At 67.7% G+C, this 23,663-nt stretch carries 19 protein-coding genes; 10 read left to right on the forward strand and 9 right to left on the reverse strand.

Features of this window, described 5'->3' with window-relative positions:
* Positions 1-91 precede the first annotated feature (91 nt).
* Positions 92-1,285 carry an acyltransferase family protein gene (locus P5F91_RS13000; protein ID WP_277907879.1) on the reverse strand — a complete coding sequence of 398 codons (1,194 nt, stop codon included), beginning with the start codon at positions 1,283-1,285 and terminating at the stop codon, positions 92-94.
* A 289-nt stretch (positions 1,286-1,574) separates the two neighbouring features.
* Here P5F91_RS13000 and P5F91_RS13005 point away from each other — a divergent pair, with 289 nt between their 5' ends.
* Positions 1,575-2,966: an NAD-dependent succinate-semialdehyde dehydrogenase gene (locus P5F91_RS13005; RefSeq protein ID WP_277907355.1), complete on the forward strand. Its 1,392-nt coding sequence runs from the start codon at positions 1,575-1,577 to the stop codon at positions 2,964-2,966.
* A 60-nt stretch (positions 2,967-3,026) separates the two neighbouring features.
* Here the strand turns inward: P5F91_RS13005 and galA are convergent, their stop codons facing one another.
* Positions 3,027-5,573 (reverse strand): beta-galactosidase GalA, encoded by a 2,547-nt coding sequence (galA, locus tag P5F91_RS13010; RefSeq protein ID WP_277907356.1) that lies wholly within the window; start codon positions 5,571-5,573, stop codon positions 3,027-3,029.
* Between the two features lie 142 nt (positions 5,574-5,715).
* Between galA and P5F91_RS13015 the strand changes: the two genes are divergently transcribed.
* The gene (locus P5F91_RS13015) at positions 5,716-5,946 is read left to right on the forward strand and encodes an AbrB/MazE/SpoVT family DNA-binding domain-containing protein (protein ID WP_145609534.1); all 231 of its coding nucleotides are present in this window, start codon (positions 5,716-5,718) and stop codon (positions 5,944-5,946) included.
* 2 nt (positions 5,947-5,948) lie between these two features.
* Here P5F91_RS13015 and map read toward each other — a convergent pair whose 3' ends face one another.
* Positions 5,949-6,728, reverse strand: coding sequence for a type I methionyl aminopeptidase (gene map / locus P5F91_RS13020; protein WP_145609533.1), 780 nt, complete (start codon positions 6,726-6,728; stop codon positions 5,949-5,951).
* Entirely contained in the window at positions 6,728-6,949 is a 222-nt protein-coding gene (locus P5F91_RS13025; RefSeq protein WP_145609532.1) for a ParD-like family protein, read from the reverse strand. Before P5F91_RS13025 ends, map begins: the two co-directional genes overlap by 1 nt.
* A 225-nt stretch (positions 6,950-7,174) precedes the next feature.
* On the opposite strand from P5F91_RS13025, the gene P5F91_RS13030 reads away from it, so the two are divergent.
* The 5 genes from P5F91_RS13030 to P5F91_RS13050 all read left to right on the forward strand — a co-directional run bounded on the left by P5F91_RS13030 (position 7,175) and on the right by P5F91_RS13050 (position 13,932).
* A complete protein-coding gene (locus tag P5F91_RS13030; protein WP_277907357.1) occupies positions 7,175-8,101 on the forward strand; it encodes an ImuA family protein in 927 nt (308 codons plus the stop codon).
* Positions 8,102-8,105: 4 nt separating this feature from the next.
* Complete coding sequence (locus P5F91_RS13035; RefSeq protein ID WP_277907358.1) at positions 8,106-9,803, forward strand: DNA polymerase Y family protein; 1,698 nt, start codon at positions 8,106-8,108, stop codon at positions 9,801-9,803.
* A 162-nt stretch (positions 9,804-9,965) separates the two neighbouring features.
* Positions 9,966-13,226 carry an error-prone DNA polymerase gene (locus P5F91_RS13040; protein ID WP_277907359.1) on the forward strand — a complete coding sequence of 1,087 codons (3,261 nt, stop codon included), beginning with the start codon at positions 9,966-9,968 and terminating at the stop codon, positions 13,224-13,226.
* A 71-nt stretch (positions 13,227-13,297) separates the two neighbouring features.
* Entirely contained in the window at positions 13,298-13,531 is a 234-nt protein-coding gene (locus P5F91_RS13045) for an antitoxin (protein WP_004273055.1), read from the forward strand.
* Positions 13,531-13,932 (forward strand): type II toxin-antitoxin system VapC family toxin, encoded by a 402-nt coding sequence (locus P5F91_RS13050; protein WP_246134269.1) that lies wholly within the window; start codon positions 13,531-13,533, stop codon positions 13,930-13,932. The genes P5F91_RS13045 and P5F91_RS13050 overlap by 1 nt, the downstream gene beginning before the upstream one ends.
* 5 nt (positions 13,933-13,937) lie before the next feature.
* Here the strand turns inward: P5F91_RS13050 and P5F91_RS13055 are convergent, their stop codons facing one another.
* Positions 13,938-14,504 carry a MarR family winged helix-turn-helix transcriptional regulator gene (locus P5F91_RS13055; protein ID WP_145609527.1) on the reverse strand — a complete coding sequence of 189 codons (567 nt, stop codon included), beginning with the start codon at positions 14,502-14,504 and terminating at the stop codon, positions 13,938-13,940.
* Between the two features lie 276 nt (positions 14,505-14,780).
* Between P5F91_RS13055 and P5F91_RS13060 the strand changes: the two genes are divergently transcribed.
* Entirely contained in the window at positions 14,781-15,578 is a 798-nt protein-coding gene (locus tag P5F91_RS13060; protein ID WP_145609526.1) for an SDR family NAD(P)-dependent oxidoreductase, read from the forward strand.
* Between the two features lie 4 nt (positions 15,579-15,582).
* On the opposite strand, the gene P5F91_RS13065 is transcribed toward P5F91_RS13060, so the two are convergent.
* From P5F91_RS13065 to P5F91_RS13075, 3 genes are all read right to left on the reverse strand, one after another.
* Entirely contained in the window at positions 15,583-17,055 is a 1,473-nt protein-coding gene (locus P5F91_RS13065) for an esterase/lipase family protein (protein ID WP_145609525.1), read from the reverse strand.
* Positions 17,056-17,096: 41 nt separating this feature from the next.
* Positions 17,097-19,400, reverse strand: coding sequence for a TonB-dependent receptor (locus tag P5F91_RS13070; RefSeq protein WP_277907360.1), 2,304 nt, complete (start codon positions 19,398-19,400; stop codon positions 17,097-17,099).
* Positions 19,401-19,710: 310 nt separating this feature from the next.
* Entirely contained in the window at positions 19,711-22,020 is a 2,310-nt protein-coding gene (locus tag P5F91_RS13075; RefSeq protein ID WP_277907361.1) for a TonB-dependent receptor, read from the reverse strand.
* A 349-nt stretch (positions 22,021-22,369) separates the two neighbouring features.
* Between P5F91_RS13075 and P5F91_RS13080 the strand changes: the two genes are divergently transcribed.
* Both P5F91_RS13080 and P5F91_RS13085 read left to right on the forward strand, forming a co-directional pair.
* Entirely contained in the window at positions 22,370-23,014 is a 645-nt protein-coding gene (locus P5F91_RS13080) for a hypothetical protein (RefSeq protein WP_145609523.1), read from the forward strand.
* Positions 23,011-23,292 carry a hypothetical protein gene (locus P5F91_RS13085; protein ID WP_277907362.1) on the forward strand — a complete coding sequence of 94 codons (282 nt, stop codon included), beginning with the start codon at positions 23,011-23,013 and terminating at the stop codon, positions 23,290-23,292. The genes P5F91_RS13080 and P5F91_RS13085 overlap by 4 nt, the downstream gene beginning before the upstream one ends.
* Before the next feature lie 21 nt (positions 23,293-23,313).
* Here P5F91_RS13085 and P5F91_RS13090 read toward each other — a convergent pair whose 3' ends face one another.
* Entirely contained in the window at positions 23,314-23,628 is a 315-nt protein-coding gene (locus P5F91_RS13090; RefSeq protein ID WP_277907363.1) for a type 2 periplasmic-binding domain-containing protein, read from the reverse strand.
* Between the last annotated feature and the right edge of the window lie 35 nt (positions 23,629-23,663).

The raw sequence follows: 23,663 nt of genomic DNA on the forward strand, positions 1-23,663 counted from the left end.
AATGCAAGGCGTGGGGGTGGGGGGCTACCCCGCGCGGATGTGGGGGCGTGGGGGTCGCTAGGCGGAGTACCCAAGGGGGAAGCGCGATGGCCTACTTCGCTTGAAGTACCGGCTGGGCGATGACGGCGTTGCCGGGCGTTGCGTCCAGTCCTGTGACTGTGGCGGAGGCCGGCTGGCGCGTTCCGGATGCCCATCGTTTACATAGGCGCAGGCAAGGGTCTTCGACCAAGTGCCAGGAAATGGCAGAGAAGGCCAGGGCCATCAGCACTGCCACCGCCAAGGCCTTATAGCTGCTGAGCGACGGGTACAGGTCCAGCACCATCTGCTGGCAGACGAAGCCATAAATATAAAGGCCGTAGGAGTAATCGTATTTCGGCCGCAGAAACCTCAGTTTGCGCGAAGCCCCCACTGTCAGCGTGAGATAGGCCAGGGCGATGACAAAGGTCGGGACGGCCAGGACCGTATGGTGCAGCATGGCTGCGATGACAACTAGGGCCGACGCCAGCCACCAGTTTAGGGTGATCTTGTCCTTCAGGGCATAAAACACCATGCCCAGAAAAAAGAATGGCACGGGATAGAAGGAATAGTCTTCCTTGAAGCGGTTGAAAGTATAAAGAAAGATCGAGTATGGGTATTCGAAATTGACGTACGTCCCGAGAAGGTACAGCGCCGTCAGTGCCGCCATCAGGGCCGGCATCAATTTCTTCCGTGACAGCAGGCCCATCACGCCCAAAACCATGACTACGCAATAACATTGCGCTTCCACCGTCAGGGACCACAAGGGGTAGTTGACCGCCGTCTTGTTGCCTCCAGCGTGCATGAACATGTTCTCGATGTTCAGTCGTGCTTCGCCAATGTGGAAGACATTAATGGCCAAGTAATGTAGTGGGGAAAATTCGTTGGCGCTGAAATATTCACCCAGAGTGGCGGCGGTGGAAAAGAAAGGGCCTATTATAAAAACGATGACCAGGGTGTTCAGGGCGAGACCAGGCCACAGCCGGGCGACGCGAAAGGCCATGAAGTTGATAGGGTTTTTGGCACGCTCGAAGCTCTGGTAGATCAGCATGCCGCTAATGGTAAAAAATATGTAAACAGCAAGGCTTCCAGGGTAATCAGTTCCAAGTATATAACGAATATAATCGATATTCCCGGTGGGATTTTGCATGCCATATGAATGCCCAACCATCACCAGAAGGGCAGCAATCAAGCGGACAAGATCGAAATTATTATCTCTCCCCGAGATCACTTCGGACAATGTCCTGCCCTGAGGCGGCCACGGCAGCATGCGCAATTTGAAGACTCCTAGCCAATATGCGTGAAAATGTAACTATATCCTGCATATATCGGAAATGCCTCAGCATAGGTAATCAAAAGCTGGGAAGTCGACCAATCCTTAGCAGTGTCGCCCAATTCCGCTGTCGCCTCCTTCAGGCTTCCGCCCTGGCGGTGACACACACTTGATCTTCGCGCGGCCGCTTGCTCACCCTTGACCCACGTCATGGCCCCTGGCTGACGCTGGTGCTCCGATGGCGTTGGCCGGGACGGTGTGCCGGCCAGCAACGGAGGACGACGCCATGCCGTACGCGACCACCAATCCCTATACCGGCGAATTGCTGAAGACCTTTCCCGATGCCACCGACGCGGAGGTCGACCGCGCCCTGTCGGACGCCCACGCCGCCTTCCTGGCCTGGCGGGAAACGCCCTTCGCCCACCGCGCCGGCGTCATGCAGAAGGCGGCCGACATCCTGCGCGCCGAGGCCGACGCCTATGCCCGGCTGCTGACGCTGGAGATGGGCAAGCTGTTTACCGAGGCGAAGGCGGAGGTGGATCTGTCCGCCCGCATCTTCGAATACTATGCCGAGAAGGCGGAGGCGCTGCTGGCGCCGGAGAAACTGCCGGTGGCCGACCCGGCGGAGGGCGAGGCCGTGCTGGTGTGCGAGCCGCTGGGCGTGCTGCTGGCCATCGAGCCGTGGAACTTCCCCTATTACCAGATCGCCCGCATCATCGCTCCGCAGCTGTCCGCCGGGAACACGATGCTGCTGAAGCACGCCTCCAACGTGCCGCAGTGCGCCGCCGCGTTTGAGGGGCTGATGCGCCAGGCGGGCCTGCTCGATGGCGCTTTTCGGAACCTGTACGCCACCCGCCAGCAGATCGAGCGCATCCTGAACGACCCGCGCGTCCACGGCGTGGCCCTGACGGGGTCGGAGGCGGCGGGCGCCGTGATCGCGGCCCAGGCAGGCAAGGCGCTGAAGAAATCCACCATGGAACTGGGCGGGGCCGACGCCTTCGTCGTGTTGGCGGACGCCGACATGGACAAGACCGTCAAATGGGCGGTGTTCGGCCGGCATTGGAACGGCGGCCAGGTCTGCGTATCTTCCAAGCGCATGATCATCGTGGATGAGGTCTATGACCAGTTCCTGGACCGCTACATCAACGGCGTCGCCGGGCTGAAGGCCGGTGATCCCTTCGACGCCGCGACCACCCTGGCGCCCCTGTCGTCGCAAGGCGCCGCCGATGAGGTGAAGCAGAAAATCCGCGAGGCGGTCGCCCATGGGGCCAAGGCGATCGAGGTGGGCCCCAAGGTTCCCAACCAGGGCGCCTTCGTCCAGCCCACCATCCTAACGGAGGTGGGGGAGGACAACCCCGCCCGGTACTGGGAATTCTTCGGCCCCGTCTCCATGCTGTTCCGCGCCAAGGACGAGGATGACGCGGTACGCATCGCCAACGACTCCCCCTTCGGCCTCGGCGGCTCCGTCTTCACCCGTGACACCCACCGCGGGGCGGCGGTGGCGGCCCGCATCTCCACCGGCATGGTCTTCGTCAACCACCCGACCATGGTGAAGGCCGACCTGCCGTTCGGCGGCATCCGCCGTTCCGGCTATGGCCGCGAATTGCTGGGGCTGGGCATCAAGGAGTTCGTGAACCACAAGCTGATCGACGTGGTCGACATCGACGCGCCGTTCTGAGCGTTGGGGGGGGTGACACCCGGGCGCGGTCTCATGCCGCGCCCGGGTGTTCGTACATCGTCAGGCTGGGCCGACGCTGGGCACCAGCGCCGCCTTTTCCAACGACAGTTCCACCGTGGCCGGCTTCAGCCCCTCGGCCTTGGCGGTCACGCGCACCGTGCCGGCTTGGTGGCCCGTCTGCACGATGGCGCCGCACAGGCCCTTGAAGGCTTTGCGATAGGGGGCGTGGTCGGGTTCCAGGCTGGTGGGATCGCCGTTGCCCACGCCCAGCAGGCGGACGCCGCCCTCGATGGTGAAGGTCACCAGGTTGTCGGCATCGGGCACCAGGCGGCCCTTGGCGTCGACCACGCTGGCCGACAGCACCGCCACGTCATCGCCGTCGGCCAATAGCGTGACGCGGTCGGCGGCCAGGGTCAGGGCGTGGGCAGGGCCGGCGGTTTCCTGCCGCTGGGTCAGCACGCGGCGGCCGTCCTTGTAGCCGTGGGCCTCGATGGCGCCCGGCTGGTAGGGCACGGTCCATTCCAGGTGGCGGTTGCGGGTGACGTCCTTGCGCCCCAGGCTGCGGCCGTTCACGAACAGCTCCACCGCGTCCAGGTTGCTGTGGCACCAGACGGCGATGTCCTGGCCCTCCCGCCCCGGCCAGGTCCAGTGGGGGAACAGGTGCAGGTGCGGCTGATCCGGCCGCCACCAGGCGCGGTAGTAGTGGTAGTTGTCCTTGGGAAAGCCGCACAGGTCCAGGATGCCGAAGTTGGACACGGTGTTGGGCCAGTCGATGAAGGGCGTCGGCTCCCCGCGATAGTCGAAGCCCGTCCAGGCGAAGCCGCCGGAGAGGAAGGGGCGGCTGTCATAAAAGGTCCACCACTGTTCCGCCGTGCTGGCCCACTTGGGATATTCGGTGTCATAGGCGGGGACGTAATGGCGGACGTCGTCGTGGGCGTAAACGCCGCGGGTGCAGACGGTGCTGGCCGTTTCCGTGCCGATCATGGGCTGGTTGGGGAAACGGGCGTGGAAGGCGTCGATCTCATCCAGGTAGTAGTTGAAGCCCATGACGTCCAGCACCGGGCTGGCGCCCTGGCCGAACTTGCCGTTGAACGCCTCCGTGACCGGGCGGGTGCCGTCCAGGCGGTACACGGCGCGCTTCATGCTGGCGGCGATGCGGGCCCCCTGTTCCGTGCCGCGGTGGATTTCCTCGTTGCCGATGCTCCACAGGAAGACGGAGGGGCGGTTGCGGTCGCGCCTCACCATGCGCTCCAGCTGGCTCATGCCCTCCGGGTTGCTGGACATCTGGCGGGTTTCCTCCATCACCAGGATGCCCAGCCGGTCGCAGGCGTCCAGCAAGGCCGGCGCCGGCGGGTGATGGGTGGTGCGCCAGGCGTTGGCGCCCATCTCCTTCAGCCGTTCCACGCGATAGGCATGCAGCCGGTCGGGCACGGCGAAGCCCACGCCGGCATGGTCCTGGTGGTTGCAGGTGCCTTTCACCTTCACCGGCCGTCCGTTCAGGAAAAAGCCCTGGTTGGCGTCGAAGCGCAGGGTGCGGATGCCGAAGGAGGTGTGATGGCGATCGACCACCGCCCCGCCCACGCTGACCTCCGTCACCAGGGTGTGGAGGTTGGGCGCCTCCAGCGACCACAGGGCGGGTGAGGGCAGGGTGGCGGTCTGCGTCACGGCGCCCGCTTCCCAGGCGCCCAGCGCCAGGGGGGTGGCCTCCAATTGCAGGACGGCCGTGCCATCGGGGCTCAGCACGGTGCTGCGGACCGTGAGGTCCGCCGCCGGCCCCTCATTGGCCAGCTCGGTGGTGATGGTGAGGTCGGCGCCGCTGGGCGTCACCGTGCTGCGCACGAAGGTGCCCCACTGCGGCACATGGGCGGGGGCGGTCTTCACCAGCCAGACGGGACGGTAGAGGCCGGCGCCCTCGTACGACCAGGCCTCGCCCAGGGTGGCGTCCACGCGGATGACCAGGGTGTTGGCGCCGCCCAGGAGGACGAAGTCGGTGATGTCCACGCGGAAGGGGGCGTAGCCGCTTTCGTTGGTGGCGACGATGAAGCCGTTCAGCACCACCAGGCAGTTGCGGGCGACGCCGTCGAACTCCAGCGACAGGCGCCGCCCGGCATCCGTGGCGGGCAGGGTGAAGCTGCGGCGATACCAGCCGACGCTGGTTTCGGGAAACTGCCGGCCCAGGGGCTTGAAGCCCTGATAGGCCATGGCCTCCGCCGCCTCCTTGCCCGGCAGCCGCGCCTGGGCGAAGGGCAGGTCCACCGCCCAGTCGTGCGGCAGGGTGACGGCGGCCCAGTCCTTGTCGTCGAAATCGGCCTTGGCCACGGGGGCGCTGAGATCGCCGGACTTGGCGTAGGTGCTGCGGTCGGCGCCGAAGCCGAAATCCTGCAGCGGATCGGCGGCATGACCCAGGTGGAAGCGCCAGCCGTCATTCATGCGCAGCCGCTCGCGTGGGGCCAGGTCGGCGGGTACGGGGGCAGGGGATGCCGCCGCGACCTGCGCTGGCGCCGCCATTGCCGACGGGACAGCGGCCGGTGCCACGCCCAGCGCGGTCCCAAGGGTGGGCAGCGTGGCGGCGGTGGCCAGCAGGCGGCGGCGGGTCAAATCAGGCATGGCAAGCGTCCCCAGGGTGCGGCGATTTATAAATAATATATAATATCCAATTTGCGCCGCGTAAAAGCCTTATGACCTTCAAGATGCTTGATCAGCGTCAGCGGCCAGCTGCACGCTGGCGATCTGTAGCGGGGAGGGGGCCATGCGGGTCGTGAAGTGGGGGAACAGCCTGGCCGTTCGGTTGCCTGTGGCGATGGTCAGGGCTCTGGGGTTGAAGGAAGGCGACGAGGTCGAAATCCATGTCGCGGATAGGCGGGAAGTCACTGTCACCCATAAGCCCGGACGGGAGGATTTGTTAATGCGTCTGCGTTCCTTCCGAGGGCGGCTGCCAGCGGATTTCAAATTCGACCGTCACGACGCCAATGCCCGGTAAGATCATCGGGTCTCGGCCCGCCGCTTGCGCTCTTCCGCGCGCAGGGTTAGCACACGCACGCCGGTGGCGGTGACCGCCACGGTGTGCTCGAACTGGGCGGACAGCGTGCCGTCGACCGTCACCACCGACCAGCCGTCGTCCTTGGTCTCCACCTTGGCGCCGCCCTGGTTCAGCATGGGCTCGATGGTGAAGACCATGCCTTCCTTCAGGCGCAGGCCCGTGCCCGGCTTGCCGAAGTGCAGGATCTGCGGTTCCTCGTGCATCTCCCGGCCGATGCCGTGGCCGCAATATTCCCGCACCACGGTATAGCCGTTGCGCTTGGCGTGGCGCTCGATGACATGGCCGATGTCGCCCAAATGGACGCCGGGGCGCACCTGGCGGATGCCGTGCCATAGCGCCTCGTACGTCGTCTGCACCAGGCGCCGCGCGGCCGGCGCCACCGCGCCGATCAGGTAAGTCTTGCTGGAATCGGCGATGTAGCCGTTCTTCTCCAGCGTGATGTCGAAGTTGACGATGTCGCCGTCCGCCAGGATATCGGTGGCGGAGGGCACGCCGTGGCAGACGACCTCGTTGCGGGAGCAGTTCAGGACGTAGCCATAGCCATACTGCCCTTTGCTGGCGGGGCGGGCGTGCAGCTGGTTGACGATATAGTCCTCGACCCGGTCGTTGACTTCCAGGGTGCTGAGGCCGGCCAGGGGCATGTCGTCCAGCATGTGGAAGACGCTGGCCAGTAGGCGCCCGGCCTCCCCCAGCTTTTCGATCTCGTCGGGGCGCTTGACCATTATGGGGTAGGTTCCAGCTGGCGGGGTTCCGGTTCCAGATGGACGGAGGCCATCTTCAGCTGGATGCGCAGGATGTCGTTCAGCGACAGGGTGGGGTTGGCCTCCGCCAGCATGCCGATCTTCATCCAGTATTCGGCCTGGGCGTTGATGGACCGGCACAGCACGGTGCTGGCCTTGCGCACCTCCTCGTGCAGGTCGTCGTCGATCTTCACGATGCCCATGGGGCTCTCCAATATACGAAACGTATACGATTCATATATCGAGGGTGACGTCACGTCAACCGGCGCTGTCGATTCCGGATAGTCCGGTTTTGGGGGCTCGACTCATCTTGACCAGGCGGCCGACTCCGGATTAGAACATAACAAGAACATCATCCCCCGCACGCGAGAGACCAAGGCAGCATCCCCATGCCCGCCACACCTCCCCCCATTTCCGCAGCTTGGCCAATGGCTTGCCCAAGAGGGGCTTGTCCTGAAGAAGGGCAGTCTGACGGTGCCCTGGACCGCCAGCGCCTGCTGGCGGTGCTGCGGGAACAGGTGCGCGCGGTGGAGGCGCCGGGGACCGGCCGGGGTGTCGTGCCCCTGGGCGTGCCGGCGGTGGACGCCCATCTGCCGGCGGCGGGCCCGGGGGAAGGTGGCGCCCACGGCCTGCCGCGCGCCGCCCTGCATGAGGTGGCGGCGGCGGGCGATCTCGATGCCGGTGCCGCCACGGCCTTCACCGCCCTGCTGGCCGCCCGCCTGGCGGAACAGGTGCGCGGCCCCATCCTGTGGATGACCCGGGCACCCGACCTGTACGCCCCCGGGCTGGACGCCCAGGGGGTGGGGCCCGGCCGGCTGGTGGTGGTGCATGCCGCCTGCGAGGTCGACCTGCTGTGGGCGATGGAGGAGGCGTTGCGCTGCCCGCGCGTGGGCGCTGTGGTGGGGGAGGCCGGCGGGCTGGACCTGACGGCCAGCCGCCGTCTGCACCTGGCGGCGGAAACGGGCGGCGTGCCGGGACTGCTGCTGCGCCTGAACGCGGGTAAGGGGGGCGCCATGAAGGGCCTGAAGGGCGCTGGGCGGGGCAGTGGGCGTGGCAGCACCCAGGCAAGTGCCGCCGTCACCCGCTGGCAGGTCGGCACGGCCCCCATCCAGGAAGCCCGTGCGGGAGATTGGGGCACCACCGCTTCGGCCTTCACCGGCCCCGCCTGGCGGGTGGAACTGCTGCGCTGCCGGGGCGGCCGGCCGGGGGCTTGGACCCTGTATGAACGCGAGGGGGTGAGGCTGGAGGCGGCGGGCCAGGCGGCCGCGCCGGCGCCGGAGACGCCGCCGCCCGCCTCGGCGGTGGTGCCCTTCACCTCCACCCAACTCACCTCCACTTTGCGTGCGGTGGGCTGATCCCATGCGCCGCATCCTTTCCCTCTGGCTGCCCACCTTCGCCACCGACCGTATCGCCCGGGGGCTGACGCCGCCGCTGCCCGCAGACGACGCCCTGGTGACCCGCCTGTCGGACCGGGGGCGCCTGACCGTGGCGGCGGTGAACGCGGCGGCGCGCGCCAAGCGCCTGGTGCCGGGCATGGGCCTGGCCGACGCCCGCGCGCTGGAACCCCAGGTGCGGGTGGTGGACGCCGATCCCGAGGGCGATGCCGCGGCGCTGGGGCGGCTGGCTGACTGGGCCCGGCGCTACACGCCCTGGACGGCGGTGGACCCCAGCGACCCGCCCGGCTTCGGCCCCAAAGGTCTTGGTGGGGGACCCGGCCTGCTGATGGACATCACCGGCTGCGCCCATCTGCTGGGCGGCGAGCATGAACTGCTGCTGGACCTGGAACGCCGGCTGGCCAAGGCGGGGTTCGAGGGGCGGGCCGCCATCGCCGACAGCATTGGCGCCGCCTGGGCGCAGGCCCGCTTCGGCGCCCAGCTGGTGGTTCCGCCGGGCGGGGCGGCGGAGGCTTTGGCCGACCTGCCGCTGCCGGCCCTGCGCCTGGGCCCCGACTTGGTGGCCAGCCTGCGCCGCGTGGGCCTGCGCCGGGTGGGCGAGCTGATGCGCATGGCCCAAGGAACAGGGGGGCAAGGGTCCAAGAACCGGGCGGCGCTGGCGGCGCGTTACGGCGCCCAGGTCGCCCTGCGCCTGGACCAGGCCCTGGGCTGGGTGGATGAGCCGCTGTCACCCAGGCGCGCGCCCACCCGCCACACCGCCCGCCTGACGGTGGTCGATCCCATTTCCACGCCCGAGGGCCTGGCCCAGGCGGTGCGCCATCTGCTGGGCCGGGTGGCGGCCAGCCTGACGGCGGCGGGTGAGGGCGCGCGCTCGCTGGAGCTGGAGGCCTGGCGCATCGACGCCGGCCACGACGCCCCGCCGCAGGTGCTGGGCGTGGGCGCCAGCCGCCCCAACCGCGACCCCACCCATCTCTGGCGCCTGCTGGAACCGCGCATGGACCAGCTGGAGCCTGGGGCGGGCTTCGAGATCATGGCCATTTCCGTCACCCACGCCGCCCCCTTCGATGGCGGCCAGGCGGTGCTGAGCGGCGATGGGCTGGCCGACCTGGCGGGACCGCCGACGGCGAAGGGGGGAGAGGCGGCGGCCACCGGCAACCCCCTGGTGACCGATCCGCCCATCGCGGAACTGGTGGACCGGCTGGGCGCCCGCCTGGGGCCTGGCCGGGTGCTGCGGCTGCTGCCCCGGCAAAGCTGGATACCGGAACAGGCGGTGCGGGCGGTGCCGGCCGAGGCGCAGGACAACAGCCCACAAGCGGCCCCGCCGGCGGCTGCACCGCTCGCCTGGCCCGCTGACCGGCCGCGTCCCATCCGCCTGCTGCCCCGGCCGGAGGCGGTGGAGGTGGTGGCCCCCATCCCCGACGACCCGCCCCTGCTGTTTCGCTGGCGCGACCAGACCTATCGCGTGGGCCGGGCCGAGGGGCCGGAGCGCCTGCTGCCGGAATGGTGGGAAGGGGGGGAGCGCCGCCCCAACCCGAACCCCGAGGCCCGCGACTATTACCGGGTGGAGGATGCCGAGGGCCGGCGCTTCTGGCTCTACCGCCTGGGGCTTTACCACGCCGGCGGCCCGCCGCCCCGCTGGTTCCTGCACGGCTTTTTCGGGTGACGCCCGCCCCCCACCCCTAGCCGTGACCGCTTGAGGATGCGCCCCGGAGCGCAGCGACTAGGCTGCGACTGCGGCCGCCGGAAGTTTCCGGGGAGCGTAGCGGACTGGAAACTGAGGACAAAGCCAAGGGCGCGGATGCGCCCGCCCGGCGTCTGAGGGAACATGCAAAGCTACTCAGAACTTCAAGTCGCCAGCAATTTCAGCTTCCTGCGCGGTGCCTCCAAGGCCGGTGAGCTGGTGGAGGCGGCCAAGGCGCTGGAGCATCGCGCCATGGCGCTGACCGACCGCAACAGCCTGGCGGGAGTGGTGCAGGCGCATGCGGCGGCGCGCGAGCTGGATTTCCGCCTGGTGGTGGGGGCGCGGCTGGATTTGACGGACGGCCCCTCGCTGCTGTGTTGGCCGACCGACCGCGCGGCCTATGGCCGCCTGTCCACCCTGCTGACGGTGGGCATGCGCCGGGCGCCCAAGGGGCAATGCTTCCTGACCCGCGCGGATGTGGAGGAACACGCCGCCGGCCAGATGATGGCGGTGGTGCCGCCGGACACTCTTGACGCGGACTTCACCGCCGACCTGGCCGATTACCGCCGCCGTTTCGGCCGCACCCTCAGCCTGTGCCTGACCCATCGCTACCAGGGCGACGACGCCCGGCGTCTGGACCGGCTGGCGGCTTTGGCCGAGGCGCATGGCCTGTCGCCGCTGGCCACCAACGACGTGCATTACCACCACCCCGGCCGGCGGGCGCTGCAGGACGTGATGACCTGTATCCGCGAGCATTGCACCATCCAGACGGCGGGCTGGCGCCTGGCCGCCAACGCCGAGCGCCATCTGAAGCGGCCGGAGGAGATGGCGCGCCTGTTCCACCGCCACCCCCGCGCCCTGGCCCGCATTCGCGACATCGTGGAGGCCTGCACCTTTTCCATCAGCGAATTGCGCAAGGATTACCTGTACCCGGCGGAAGTCGGACCGGGGGAGACGCCACAGGGCCGCCTGGCCCAACTGACGGCGGAGGGGGCCCGCAAACGGTACCCGGCGGGCGTGCCGGAAGATGTCGAAAAGCAGATCGACAAGGAATTGGCCCTGATCGGAGAGCTGGGCTACGCCTCCTACTTCCTCACGGTCTATGAGATCGTGAGGTTCGCCAACGAGCAGGGCATCCTCTGCCAGGGGCGGGGATCGGCCGCCAACTCCGCCGTCTGCTACTGCCTGGGCATCACCTCCATCGATCCGGTGGAAAGCGGGTTGCTGTTCGAGCGCTTCATCTCCAGCGCGCGCAACGAGCCGCCGGACATCGACGTGGATTTCGAGCATGAGCGGCGGGAGGAGGTGATCCAGCACATCTACGAGAAGTACGGCCGCGATCACGCCGCCATCGCCGCCACCGTCATCTGCTACCGCTCGCGCGGGGCGGTGCGCGATGTGGGCAAGGCCATGGGCATGAGCCAGGACACGGTGGGCCAGCTGTCGGCCATGATCTCCGGCTGGGGCACCGGCACACCGGAGGAGGAGCGGGCGCGGGAGGCCGGGCTGGACCCCGACGACCCGCTGCTGCGCCAGGTGCTGGACCTGACGGGCCAGATTTCGAAATTCCCCCGCCACCTGTCGCAGCATGTCGGCGGCTTCGTCATCACGCCCAAGCCGCTGGCGACATTCTGCCCCATCATGAACGCGGCCATGGAGGACAGGCAGAACATCGAGTGGGACAAGGACGATCTGGACGCCGCCGGCCTGATGAAGGTCGATGTCCTGGGCCTCGGCATGCTCAGCTGCCTGCGCCGGGCGTTCACCCTGCTGCGGGATCATTACGGCCGCGACTTGACGCTGGCCACGGTTCCGCAGGGCGACGTGGCGACCTACGACATGCTGTGCGCCGCCGACACCCTGGGCGTGTTCCAGGTGGAGAGCAGGGCGCAGATGTCCATGCTGCCCCGCCTGCGCCCCCGCGAGTTCTATGACCTGGTGGTGCAGGTGGCCATTGTCCGCCCCGGGCCCATCCAGGGCGGCATGGTCCATCCCTACCTGCGCCGCCGCCAGGGGCTGGAGCCGGTGGACTATCCGTCCGAGGCGCTGAAGAAGGTGCTGAAGAAGACGCTGGGCGTGCCCCTGTTCCAGGAACAGGCCATGCAGATCGCCATCGTCGGCGCCGGCTTCACCGGGGCGGAGGCCGACGCCTTGCGCCGGGCCATGGCCAGCTTCCGCAAGCTGGGCGATATCGACACGTTCGAGGAAAAATTCCGCAGCGGTATGCTGAAGAACGGCTATACGGCGGAATTCGCCGAGCGCTGCTTCAACCAGATCAAGGGTTTCTCCACCTACGGCTTTCCGGAAAGCCATGCCGCCAGCTTCGCCAAGCTGGTTTACGTCTCCGCCTGGATCAAGTGCCACTATCCCGACGTCTTCGCCTGCGCCCTGCTGAACAGCCTGCCCATGGGCTTCTACGCCCCAGCGCAGATCGTGCGCGACGCCCGGGACCATGACGTGGTGGTGCTGCCGCCGGACGTGAACCATTCCGATTGGGACAGCCGGCTGGAGCCACCGGGGCGGGGGCAGCGTTTCCAGACCCTGCGCCTGGGCCTGCGCCTGGCCAAGGGCCTGAGCGAGGCGGCGGTGCAGCCCCTGCTGGAGGCGCGGGGGCATGAGCCCTACGCCAGCCCGCATGATCTCTGGCGCCGCGCCCGCCTGGCGCCGCGCACCCTGGAACTGCTGGCGGAGGCCGACGCCTTCCAGTCCATGGGCCTGGACCGGCGCCAGGCGCTGTGGGCGGTCAGCGCCCTGGGCGAACGGCTGCCGCCCCTGCTGGATCTGGCGCTGAACGCGGAGGAGGAGGGGACGGGCGACCCGTGGGCGGAGGAGCCGTCCATCGCCACCCTGCCGGCCATGACCCTGGGTGAGCATCTGGTGGAGGACTATACCCGCCTGTCCCTGTCGCTGAAGCGCCACCCCATGAGCCTGGTGCGCGATGACGTGGTGGCCCGGCTGGACCGGTTCGCGGCGGAGCCCAAGGAGAAAATGGTCCGCCGCTATCCCCTGATGCGCATGGAGACGCTGGAGACCCTGGCCGACGGCAGCCGCGTGGCCCTGGCCGGCCTGGTGCTGGTGCGCCAGCGGCCGGGCAGCAGCAAGGGCGTCATCTTCATCACGCTGGAGGATGAGAGCGGCATCGCCAACCTGGTGCTGATGCCCGAGACCTTCACCGCCTTCCGCCGCCACATCCTGGGCAGCCGCCTGCTGCTGTGCCTGGGGCGGGTGGAGAAGGTCATCGCCCCCACCCAGGACCGGGGCCCCAGTGCCACCCCCGTCACTCACGTGCGCGCCGAGCGCCTGATCGATTACTCCGACCTGCTGTCCCGCCTGGACGAACCCACCGGCGCGGCCCCCGCCCGCCGCGCGGATGCGACCTTCCCGGATGGGCGGAATTTCAGGTGAGGGCCGGGCTGCCCTGGAAATTAGCGAGCGAATGACCTATGCTATGGCATATGCCAGATCGTGAGGGCGTCATGTTTCCGGAGCGTCACGTCAAATTATTCAAGAATGGCCGTAATCAAGCCGTTCGCATCCCCCGGGAATTCGAATTACCGGGAGAGGATGCGGTCATGCGCAAGGAGGGGAACCGGCTGATCATTGAACCGGTCAAGCTCAAATCCTTCGTGGCATTGCTGGATAGCTGGGAACCTTTGGACGAGGATTTTCCCGCTATTGACGATCTGCCAGCCGAAGATGTGTCGCTATAGTGCGCTACCTGCTGGATACCAACATCATTTCCCATATGATCCGCCATCCGGATGGGATGGCGACGGAACAGGCTCGTTTGGTAGAGCCTGCGGCCCTTTGCACCAGCATCATCGTGGCGGCGGAGTTGCGTTTTGGCGTTGCCAAGAAAGGGCTCCCAGCCCTGACAGCCAGGGTCGAAAGTGCCCTTGAGATGCTCGATATCTTGCCGTTCGAAGCACCTGCTGATGAATTCTATGCACAGTTACGGGCGCGCTTGGAGGGGATGGGGCAGCCTATCGGGGCCAATGACATGCTTATTGCCGCCCAATGTATGGCCCTCGACTACATTCTCGTGACTGACAACGAGCGTGAATTCGCCCGTATCGAAGGATTGCGGGTGGAAAACTGGCTGCGGGGATAGCGCGCTTATTCCTTCTTCTTGAACGCCGCCGCGAACTCCTCTGACGCCACGATGGCCAGGGCGCGGCGCAGGGCGGCGGATTCCTCCGCGCCGAACAGGGCGTCGAAGCGGCTTTGCGCCACATGCCACAGCGCCAGCCCCTCGGCCTGCTTGGCCTCGCCCGCCGCCGTCAGGCGGGCGCGCTTGACGCGGCGGTCCTTGGCGTCGGGCACCAACTCGACATAGCCGTCGCGGATCAGCGGCTTCAGGGTGTGGCCCAGGGCCGACAGGTCCATGACCATGGCGGCGGCCAGGTTCTGCAGCGTGCCGGCGGCGGGGTCGGACGCGGCGGCGGCCAGCTTCAGGTGGGTCAGCAGGGTGTGCTGGGTGGGCATCAGGCCGGCCGGTGCCGTCACGTCGCCATAGAGCTGGCCCAAACGGCGGGCGGCACGGCGCACGGCGGTGTTGGTGCAATAGTCCCAGCCCCAGCGGTCCGATGGGCCTTCATTCGACGCCGTCGCCGTCGGGGCAGATGCTGTGGGAGCGGCGGCTATGGGGACGGCGGCTGTGGGGGCGGGCTCATCCAACTCCATGATCCTTTCAAAACCGGTATTTCCAAGACCAGCGGGCCAGAATAGGCGCCCCCGGCGGTTAGGGCCATTCCCACCATCACAGGGGGCATCTGTCCCGGCGCGTCGTCATATGGGCCAGCAGCCCGGCGACGGCGCCCGCCCTGCAATGCCCCCGGCGCGGGGCTTGGGGTTCACAAGTCCGATTGACTTGCATGATAATAGTGGCATATACCAGCTTCGTGATCAACGACGCCGATGGCGCCCCACTTCCACCGCTTCTTTCAAAGGGAAACTCCCATGAGCACCAAAGGTACCGCCCTCGTCACCGGCGCCTCCTCCGGCATCGGCGCCACCTATGCCGACCGCCTGGCCCGTCGCGGCTATGACCTGATCCTGGTCGCCCGCAACCAGGGCCGGCTGGAAGAAGCGGCCGCCCGGCTGCGGGCCGAGACCGGCGTCAAGGTCGAGGTCTTGGCCGCCGACCTGGCCAACCAGGCCGACGTGGAGACGGTGGAGCAGCGCCTGCGCACCGACGCCGCCATCACCCTGCTGGTGAACAACGCCGGCCTGGGCCCCAAGGAGGGCTCGCTGGGCAGCGACATCGCCTATCAGGACACCATGATCGCGGTGAACGTCACGGCGGTGAACCGCCTGGCCATCGCCGCCGCCGACGCCTTCGCCGCCAAGGGCGCCGGAACCGTGGTCAACGTCGCCTCCGTCGTCGCCCTGATCCCGGAGATGTTCAGCGCCACCTATGTCGCCACCAAGGCCTTCGTCCTGGCGCTGACCCAGTCGCTGCAGGCGGAAACCGCCAAGGCCGGCAAGGCCGTGAAGTTCCAGGCCGTGCTGCCCGGCCTGACGCGGACGGAGATTTTCGAGCGCGTGGGCAAGTCCTTCGACGACCTGGACCAGAACATGGTCATGGAGGTGGGCGAGATGGTGGAGGCGGCCCTGGCCGGCCTGGACCAGGGCGAGTTGGTCACCATCCCCTCGCTGCCCAACCCGGCGGATTTCGACGCGGTGAACAAGGCCCGCTACGCCCTGGGCCCCAACCTGTCGCGCAACCACGCCGCCGACCGCTACAAGGCTGGCTGATCCGTCAGGGCGTGTCGACGTCCGTCCCGCTGGGCTTGCGGTCCTTGAAGTCCAGCGGGGCGGGCGTCACCGGCCCCAGGCGGAAGACCGCGCGATCGACGTGGCGCCTCAGCACCACGTCGACGTAGGTCGTCTGGTTGGGTTTCAGCGCCACGGCCAGGCCGGCGCCGTCGGTGCGGAACTCCACCGGGGCATAGCCGACGAAGCCGTCGCCGGTGGCGGGCCGCGCCTGGACGCGCAGGCCGAAATGGGCGCCGGGCAGCTGCGCCATGACGTCGTAATCCAGATAGTAGACCAGGCAGTTGGGTGAGACGCTGTTGCGCTGCCGGTCGACGAAGAAGCCCTTGGGCAGGTCGTCGGGGGTGTAGTCCGGGCCGCCCAGCAGGTAGAGGTCGAAATCGTCCACCGCGTCGCCCTGGTCGTCGCGGATGCGGAAGACCAGTTGGCTGTGGCGTTGCCCTTCATCCGGCCTGGCCAGGGCCACGGCCTGCTGCGTGGCGTCGGTCAGGGCCGCCAGCGCCGCCACGCGGGCGCCATAGGCCGCCGGGCTGTCGACCTGCAGGCAGTGCAGGATTTCCGCCACCACAGGCTTGGCGGCGGCGTTCTGGGGCGTGACGCTGCCCATGATGCCCAGGCGGTCGCCGGAATGGCTGGCGTCGGGAATGACGCCAAAGGCCAGGGGCGGCTGCGGCGTCCGGGGCCCGCCGTCGGGGCTGAGCACGGCGGCCGGCTGCCCGTTGAAATGCGGATGCGGGTTGGTCACCGCCGTCGCCATCTCATTCAGCCTCAGGAACAGGCAGTTCAGGTTGGCCCCCGCCACGCGCACCACGCCATCCGACCCTTCCTCCGCCAGGTAGGAATTGAGAAAGTCGTAGAAGTGGGCGTCGATGGTCTGTCCGGTCAGCACGAAAGGGTAGAGGTCCACGGCCAGGGGGTCATAGTCCAGCCAGCGGCCGTTCAGGCGCCACTGGTCTGTGCTGCCCAGGGCCAGCCAGTCCAGGATGCGCTCCCCCGGTTCCACGCCGTTGAAGAAGGCCTTGATGCGGCCCACCCGCTCCTTGCCCAGGGTGGCGAGGGGGGAGCCGTGGTTGGCGGGCGCCAGCATGACCAGGTGGCGCAGCGGCGGCCGTCGCAGCCCCGCGCCACCCCCCGTCCCACCGTCATAAAGGCGGCTCACCCATTCCCGCACCACCGGCCCGCCGGTGGAATGGGTGACGCAGGAGAAGTCGGGCAGGGGCGTCCCCGCCGGGGCGCCGGGCGGCAGCAGCGCATCGCGCAGCGCCCGGTCGAAGGCCCGCACCACGTCGGCCATGGTGACGGCATCCTGGAAGCTGACGTAGCTGCCCAGGTGGATTTGCACCACCGTCAGGTTCAGGCCGGGCGCCGTCAGCGCCGCCTGTACCGCCAGGGCGTCCGGCAGGCCGCCGTAGGTCGCTGTGCTGGTGACGCTCCAGCCATGCACGAAAACCAGGATCATGAGCCCCCCGCAAGCGTCACCCCAGAGCGCAGCATAGCCCCTTAATACGCCACCCGCACCCGCACGCCATACAGGCGGGGCGGGCGGATGCTGGCGGTGTTGTAGCCGGCACCCAGGGCCTGGGCGGGCTGGTAGCCGCTGGTCACCACCGCCTGGTTCTCCACGTTGTTGATATAGCCCGTCAGGCTCCACCACCCATGGTCCGGGGTGTAGGTCAGGCGCAGGTTGGTCATGTGGTAGCCGCCCTGCAGCTGCTGCGGCGCGTAGTCGTACGCGGTCTGGTAGGAGGAGGAGAGGTGCACGTCCGCCGCCGCCGTGACGGTGCCGCCACCGTCCAGGCGGAAATCGTGCTGATAGCCGACGATGGCGGTCCAGCGCGGGGCATTGATGGCGGGCTTGCCGGCGCAATCCACCGCCCAGATCCGGGCGGCGCCGATGGGCTTGGGCACCGCCGTGGCCGAGGCGTTGGTGTAGGCGCAGCCCACGGCCGGCGAGGCGCCCAGGCCGCTGTAGTAGCGGTAGTGGAAATCGTCGTAGGCGGTGTCCAGGTACTGGCCGCTGGCGGTCAGCAGATCGTCCGCCGTCACCTGCCACTTGCCGTCCACGGCCAGGCCGCGCATGTGCGCCCGGCCGGCGTTCTGCGTCACCAGCAGGGCGGCGTAGGGCGCCAGCGGCACGCCGGTCTGCACCGGGGCGGTATAGGTGATCTGCTGGTCGCGGTATTCGTAATCGAACGCCTCCAGGTTCACCTGGGCCTTGCCGCCCAGAAGGCTGTTCTTCAGGCCCACGGTGTAGGCCGTCAGATGCTCCGGCCCATAGTAGTCGCGCTGGTTGACGGGGGAGGAGAAGAAGCCCCCCGCCTTGAAGCCGGTGGCGATGGTGGCATACAGCAGGGAGCCGGGGGCCACGTCGTAATCCGTCCCCACCTTCCAGCTGGCGCCGTTCCAGTCGTGCGTGTCCTGGCGCGGCAGCAGGGTGGGGAAGGCGGCGGAGAAGGTGTTGCTGCCGAACAGGATGTTCTGCGCCTTCTCTTCATGCGACAGGCGGCCGCCGGCGGTCAGGCGCAGGTCCGGCGCCACGGCGTAGGTCACCTGGCCGTACACGGCCTCGGACTCGGTGTTCAGGTCGCCCTTGCCCACGGCGTGCTGGATGTAATTGTCGTAGTACTGGTTGGCGTAGAGCTGCTCATTGAAATAGCTGACGCCGCCCACCCAGCTCAGCGGCCCCTGGCCGTTGGACGTCAGGCGCGCATCGACGGAGGTGGCGCGGGAGCGGCCGCTCAGGCTGAAGGCGCTGGGCACATAGGCCAGGTAATCCTCATCCATGCCGCGATAGGCCGGGGTGAGGGTCAGGGTGGCGAAGCTGAAGTCCTTCACGATGTCGGCCTTCAGGCCCCAGGACCTGTCGTCGATGAAGCCGTCGTTCCGGGCGTTGCGGATCAGCGGGTTCAGGCGGGCCAGCGGCGGCAGGGCGGCGTAATAGGCCTTCACCGCCGCCGGGTCGGACGGGCCGATCCAGGGGTTGTCGCCGTTCACGAAGGGGTACTGCACCTGGGCGTCACCCTTGCCGCCCCGGTGGGCGTAGTCGGCGGCCAGGCGCACATGCAGGTCGTCCGCCGGCTCCAGCAGCACCTGCACCCGGCCGGCCTGGCTCTGGTCGTCGTCATAGCCGTCGGAGAGATAGCCCTTGCGGTCCACCACCTGGGCCGCCACGCGCAACGCCGCCTTGTCCGCCAGCGGCACGTTCAAGGCGCCCTCGCCCTTGCGCAGGTTGTAGTTGCCGAATTCCAGCGAGGCGTGGCCCGAGGTCTGGCCCAGCACCGGCACCTCCGGCACGACGTTCAGCACGCCGGCCGAGGCGTTGCGGCCGTACAGCGTGCCCTGCGGCCCGGGCAGCAGCTCCAGCCGCTGCAGGTCATAGAACACCAGGCTGGCGCCGGCGGGGCGGGGGACGTAGACGCCGTCCAGGTTGAAGGCCACCGACGGCTCGGCATAGCTGCTGACGATATAGGTGCCGATGCCGCGCACGTAGAGCTGGGGCGTCCCGCCGGCGGCCGGCGCCACCACCAGGGCGGGCAGGGCGCGGGCCAGGTCGGCGGTGTTGGTCAGGCTGCCGGCCGCCAGGCTGTCGCCGGTCACGGCCTGCACGGCGATGGGGGCGGACTGCAGCGTCTCCATCCGCTGTTCCGCCGTGACCACGATGTCCTTCAGCACGGCATCGGATGCGGCGTCCGCCGGGTCGGCGCCGCCGGTGGCACCGTCGATGGCCCCTGCGGCGGCGGCAAAGGGGGCAGTGGCCAGGAAAAGGGTGGCCATGGCCGTCGCCGGCCGGAACAGTCGGTTCATCTGTGTCCCCAACGCATGGCGCTGTTGGCCGGGCCCGGGCGGGGTCCGGGGCGCCGCTTGGGCGGACGCCATTCGTGCCTGTGCAGACGGGGGGCAGGAGACAGAAAAGAAGCGTTCCGCGCAACGAAATAATAATACGTTTTTATAAGAATTTGTCACTGATGCTGCGGGAGCACACGGGTGCACGGCGCCGCCCCGCCCCTTGACCTTGTCTGGTGGGCGGAAACGGCGCCGTTCCTTCAATCAGTATTTGTGAAACACGGTTTTATTAATGCGCCGGCCGCTCGATAACGGCCCTTAATACCGGCCCTTAATACCGAACCGTGGCGCGGACGCCGTAGGTGCGCGGCGGGCGGATGTTGGCGTAGTTCAGGCCATTGCCGAAGGCCTGGTTGGGCTGGAAGCTGGTGCTGACCACCGCCTGGTTTTCCACGTTGTTGACATAGCCGGTGACGGACCACAGGTCGTCCGCCGCATTGTAGGTCAGGCGCAGGTTGGTCATGTGGTAACCGCCCTGTACCTGCTTCGCCAAATAATCGTAGGCGGTGTAGTAGGAGGCGGAGAGGTACATGTCCGCCGCCGCCGTCAGGCCGGAGCCGTCGGCGAAGCGGAACTCATGCTCATAGCCCAGGTTGGCGGTCCAGCGCGGGGCGTTGGTGCCGGGCTTGCCGCTGCAGTTCACCGAGTAGATGGCGGAGGGCGGGACGGGCGCCGGGTTGGTGCCGGTGGCCAGCGCGGCCGGACAGCCGACGGAGGGCGGGGCGCCGAAGTTGGAGAAATAGCTGTAGGTGAAGCTGGTGTAGCGGCTGTCGATATACTGCACGTTAGCGGTCAGCAGGTCCTGCGCCGTGGCCTTCCACCGCCCCTCCACCTCGAACCCCCGGATGCGCGACCGGCCCACATTCTGCGTCACGAACACGGGGGCGTAGGGGAAGCTGGACACCCCGGTCAGCGAGGGCGCCAGATAGCTGATCTGCTGGTCGCGGTATTCATAGTCGAAGGCCTCGACGTTCAGCTGCACCTGGTTGTCCCAGAAGCGGTTCTTCACACCGATGCTGTAGGCCGTCAGGTGCTCGGGGTTGAAGGTGTCGGGCCCGGCGCTGGCGAAGAAGCCGCCCGCCTTGAAGCCGGTGCCGATGTTGGCGTACAGCAGCGACTGCGGCGCCAGATCGTAATCCACGCCCACCTTCCAGGTGGCGGCGTTCCAGATGCGGTCGTCGGCGCGGGTGGCCAGCGTGGGCTTGGCCGGGCTGAAGGTGGCGGTGCCGAACTGGGTGTCCTGCGTCTTCTCCTCATGGGTGAAGCGGCCGCCGGCCGTCAGGCGCAGGCTGTCGGTCAGCGCGTAGGTCAGCTGGCCGAAGGCGGCCACCGTCTCATCCGTCAGCTTGCTGTCGATCACCGTTTCCTGGACCCAGTGGTCATAGTCCTGGTTGGCCGCCACATCCTCGGTGAAGTAATAGACGCCGGCCAGCCAGGTCAGCGGCCCGGCATCCCGCGACGCCAGCCGCGCCTCCACCGATTTCTGCTGGGCGTCGCTCTGCACCCGGAAGGCGGAGGGGATATAGGACAGGTAGTCCTCATGCACCTCGCGATAGGCGGGAATGACAGTCAGGGTGGCGAAGCTGAAATCGTGGTTGATCTCGGCATGCGTGCCCCAGAACTGGTCGTCGATGAAGCCGTCGCCCTTGGCGTTGCTGATCAGCGGGTTGTGGGCGGAGGCCGCCGGCAGCCCGGCGTAATAGGCGGCGACCTCGCGCGGGTCGGACGGGCCGATCCAGGGGGTGTCGGCGTCGGCGTAGGGGTATTGCACCTGGCCGGAGCCCTTGCCGCCCCGGTGGTAATAGTCGCCGGACAGGCGCACCCGCCAGTCTTCCGTCGGTTCCAGCAGCAGTTGCAGGCGCCCGGCCTGGCCCTGGTCGTCGTTGTAGCCGTCGGTCAGGTAGCCCTTGCGGTCGATCACCATGCCGGAGGCGCGCAGCGCCGCCTTGTCGCTCAGCGGCACGTTGACGTAGGCGTCGCCCTTGCGCAGGTCGTAATTGCCGATGTCCAGCGTGGCGGCCGCCGACAGCGCGTCCAGCTTCGGCGTCTCCGGCAGCACGTTCAGCGCCCCGCCCGAGGCGTTGCGGCCGTACAGCGTGCCCTGCGGGCCCTTCAGCACCTCCACCCGCTGGATGTCGTAGAAGAAGCCGTTGGCCCCGGCGGGGCGGGAGATGTAGATGCCGTCCAGGTTCACCGCCACCGACTGCTCGGCATACTGGTTGGAGGCGAAGGTGCCGATGCCGCGCACATAGACCTGCGGCACCCCGCCCGCCGCCGGGGCGATCACCACCGATGGCACGCTGCGCGTCAGGTCCGACACGTCGGCCACGCCCGCGTCCTTCAGCGCCGCCCCGCCCAGGGCCGACACGGCGATGGGCGCGTTCTGCAGGCTCTGCTCCCGCCGCTCGGCGGTGACGACGATATCCTCAAGCTGGCCGGTCTCCGCCACGGCGGCGGCGGCGCCCTTCTCGGCCGGGGCCGCGCTCTGCGCCACGGCGGTTGAGGAGAGGAGGGCGAGGCCCACGCCAGGCGTCAGCATAAGGGCGACGGCAGCCGTCGCCGGACGCACGATCCGGTGCATATGTGTTCACTCCCTGCGCGGCCTTGTTGACCGGCCCATAGCCCCCACGGGGAAAACTCCGTGCTCTTCCAAGGGACTAGGGGCCGGGGCGCCGGTTCCTGGGCGCCTGCTGTGCCGCTACAGGCAAAGGTAGAACGCAATTATGCATTCATCAAATCGATAGGCTGGATAGGGATGTATCGGAGGAAATGATGAAATTGGCGGTCAGCAATCTTTCACATGAATTGAATGAAAGACCCCTTCCGCCTACACCTTCCGGACAGCCAGCTTGTCGACCCGCCGCCGGGCCATATTTGAAGGGCGGCTCAGTTTGCTTATCGCATAGCGGGTAAACGGAAGGGAATGAAAGATGGCCGACACCGTCACCGTGAACCATCGTTGGCTTAAGGACGACGCCCTGGCCTTGCTGCTGAACGAAGCGAATTGCGACTTCGCGCTGCTGAACCAGACATCCGATCCACTGAGGGCGCGCGTCCTGGTGGCGGGGCTATGCCTGATCCGCAGAAGCGACACTTTCCGACAAGCATTCGAGAAGGAGCTGGATACCTTCCGCCATAAGCCTGGCTGGGGACCATTCTATTCCTGGATGATCATGACCAAGTTCCAGGTCACCCAAGACCCGGACGAATGGCCCTTCGCTCTGTCGGATCGGGAATTCGACTACTACGCCACCAAGAATTTCGGTGGAAAGATGCCGGACATTCAAGGGATCTACAATCCACCCAGCTTCTACTCCGCCTTGGCGCAGGACATCTTCGCCGTGGGGGCGGGTGTTGTTGTTGGCGCCGCCGTCACGACCATGCTGCCGGAGGTGGCAGGGGCGGCGGCGCTCAGTGGGGCGGCGCTCAGCACCGCGACGGCGCGGGCCACGGTGTCGACCGCCTTGGGCGCCATAACCGGGCATCTCATGCCCGGCGGTTCCTGGGAGGCCGCGCGCCTGGGGCGGTTATGGCCCCGGTATTCGAGTGAGTATAATCGGCGGATGATGAGATGACGCTGGTGACCTTTCGTGGTTGGGTTGGTCGCTATGGGCAGTGGCTGATACTGCTGGGCGGCCTGCTGGCGTTTTTCGCCCAGGCCGACAAGCGCTATGAGGTTGCCACGCTGGGCATGGTCGCCGCGACCATCGGCGCCTGGGGGCTGTTGTTGGCCGCCGACCTGCCCGGGAACCGGTGGAGCCAGCGGCGGCCTTTCCTCAAGATCATGCTGGTGTTGTGCTTCGCTCTGACCTTGCTGGGCGCCGGGCTGGCGATGTCGGGGCATCCGGCCTGACGCCGCCCCTTACTTCTCCGCTCACTCCCGCAAATACCCCCTGAGCCAGATCAGGCCAGGATCGCGGTCGAACTGGTAGTGCCACTGCATCATCTCGGTCAGCACCGGGAACTCGATGGGGGCGGGGAGGACGCGCAGGGGCAGGTGCTGGGCGTAGAGGCGGGCAAGCCTGGTGTGCATGGTGCTGATCATGTCCGTCTCCACCAGGATGGAGGCGACGGAGGAGAAGTCGGGGGCGACGGCGCCGACCTTGCGGGCGTAGCCGTAGCGGTCCAGGAACCATTGCTCGAAGGCCGCCGTGCGCTTGCCGCCGATGATCACCACCACATGCGCCATGTCAGGGGGGCTTGAGCCATAGGCCCTTGCCCACG

The organism is Nitrospirillum amazonense (assembly GCF_029594735.1).
In the GTDB taxonomy this organism is placed as follows: domain Bacteria; phylum Pseudomonadota; class Alphaproteobacteria; order Azospirillales; family Azospirillaceae; genus Nitrospirillum; species Nitrospirillum amazonense.

Bases quoted from the DNA above. Each gene is read 5' to 3' on its own strand.
- P5F91_RS13085 (WP_277907362.1), top strand. From the start codon at position 23,011: ATGACGCTGGTGACCTTTCGTGGTTGGGTTGGTCGCTATGGGCAGTGG.
- P5F91_RS13060 (WP_145609526.1), top strand. From the start codon at position 14,781: ATGAGCACCAAAGGTACCGCCCTCGTCACCGGCGCCTCCTCCGGCATC.
- P5F91_RS13070 (WP_277907360.1), bottom strand. From the start codon at position 19,400: ATGAACCGACTGTTCCGGCCGGCGACGGCCATGGCCACCCTTTTCCTG.
- P5F91_RS13045 (WP_004273055.1), top strand. From the start codon at position 13,298: ATGTTTCCGGAGCGTCACGTCAAATTATTCAAGAATGGCCGTAATCAA.
- P5F91_RS13080 (WP_145609523.1), top strand. From the start codon at position 22,370: ATGGCCGACACCGTCACCGTGAACCATCGTTGGCTTAAGGACGACGCC.
- P5F91_RS13090 (WP_277907363.1), bottom strand. From the start codon at position 23,628: ATGGCGCATGTGGTGGTGATCATCGGCGGCAAGCGCACGGCGGCCTTC.
- map (WP_145609533.1), bottom strand. From the start codon at position 6,728: ATGGTCAAGCGCCCCGACGAGATCGAAAAGCTGGGGGAGGCCGGGCGC.
- P5F91_RS13025 (WP_145609532.1), bottom strand. From the start codon at position 6,949: ATGGGCATCGTGAAGATCGACGACGACCTGCACGAGGAGGTGCGCAAG.
- P5F91_RS13030 (WP_277907357.1), top strand. From the start codon at position 7,175: ATGGCTTGCCCAAGAGGGGCTTGTCCTGAAGAAGGGCAGTCTGACGGT.
- P5F91_RS13040 (WP_277907359.1), top strand. From the start codon at position 9,966: ATGCAAAGCTACTCAGAACTTCAAGTCGCCAGCAATTTCAGCTTCCTG.
- P5F91_RS13005 (WP_277907355.1), top strand. From the start codon at position 1,575: ATGCCGTACGCGACCACCAATCCCTATACCGGCGAATTGCTGAAGACC.
- P5F91_RS13015 (WP_145609534.1), top strand. From the start codon at position 5,716: ATGCGGGTCGTGAAGTGGGGGAACAGCCTGGCCGTTCGGTTGCCTGTG.
- galA (WP_277907356.1), bottom strand. From the start codon at position 5,573: ATGCCTGATTTGACCCGCCGCCGCCTGCTGGCCACCGCCGCCACGCTG.
- P5F91_RS13055 (WP_145609527.1), bottom strand. From the start codon at position 14,504: ATGGAGTTGGATGAGCCCGCCCCCACAGCCGCCGTCCCCATAGCCGCC.
- P5F91_RS13065 (WP_145609525.1), bottom strand. From the start codon at position 17,055: ATGATCCTGGTTTTCGTGCATGGCTGGAGCGTCACCAGCACAGCGACC.
- P5F91_RS13035 (WP_277907358.1), top strand. From the start codon at position 8,106: ATGCGCCGCATCCTTTCCCTCTGGCTGCCCACCTTCGCCACCGACCGT.
- P5F91_RS13000 (WP_277907879.1), bottom strand. From the start codon at position 1,285: ATGCTGCCGTGGCCGCCTCAGGGCAGGACATTGTCCGAAGTGATCTCG.
- P5F91_RS13075 (WP_277907361.1), bottom strand. From the start codon at position 22,020: ATGCACCGGATCGTGCGTCCGGCGACGGCTGCCGTCGCCCTTATGCTG.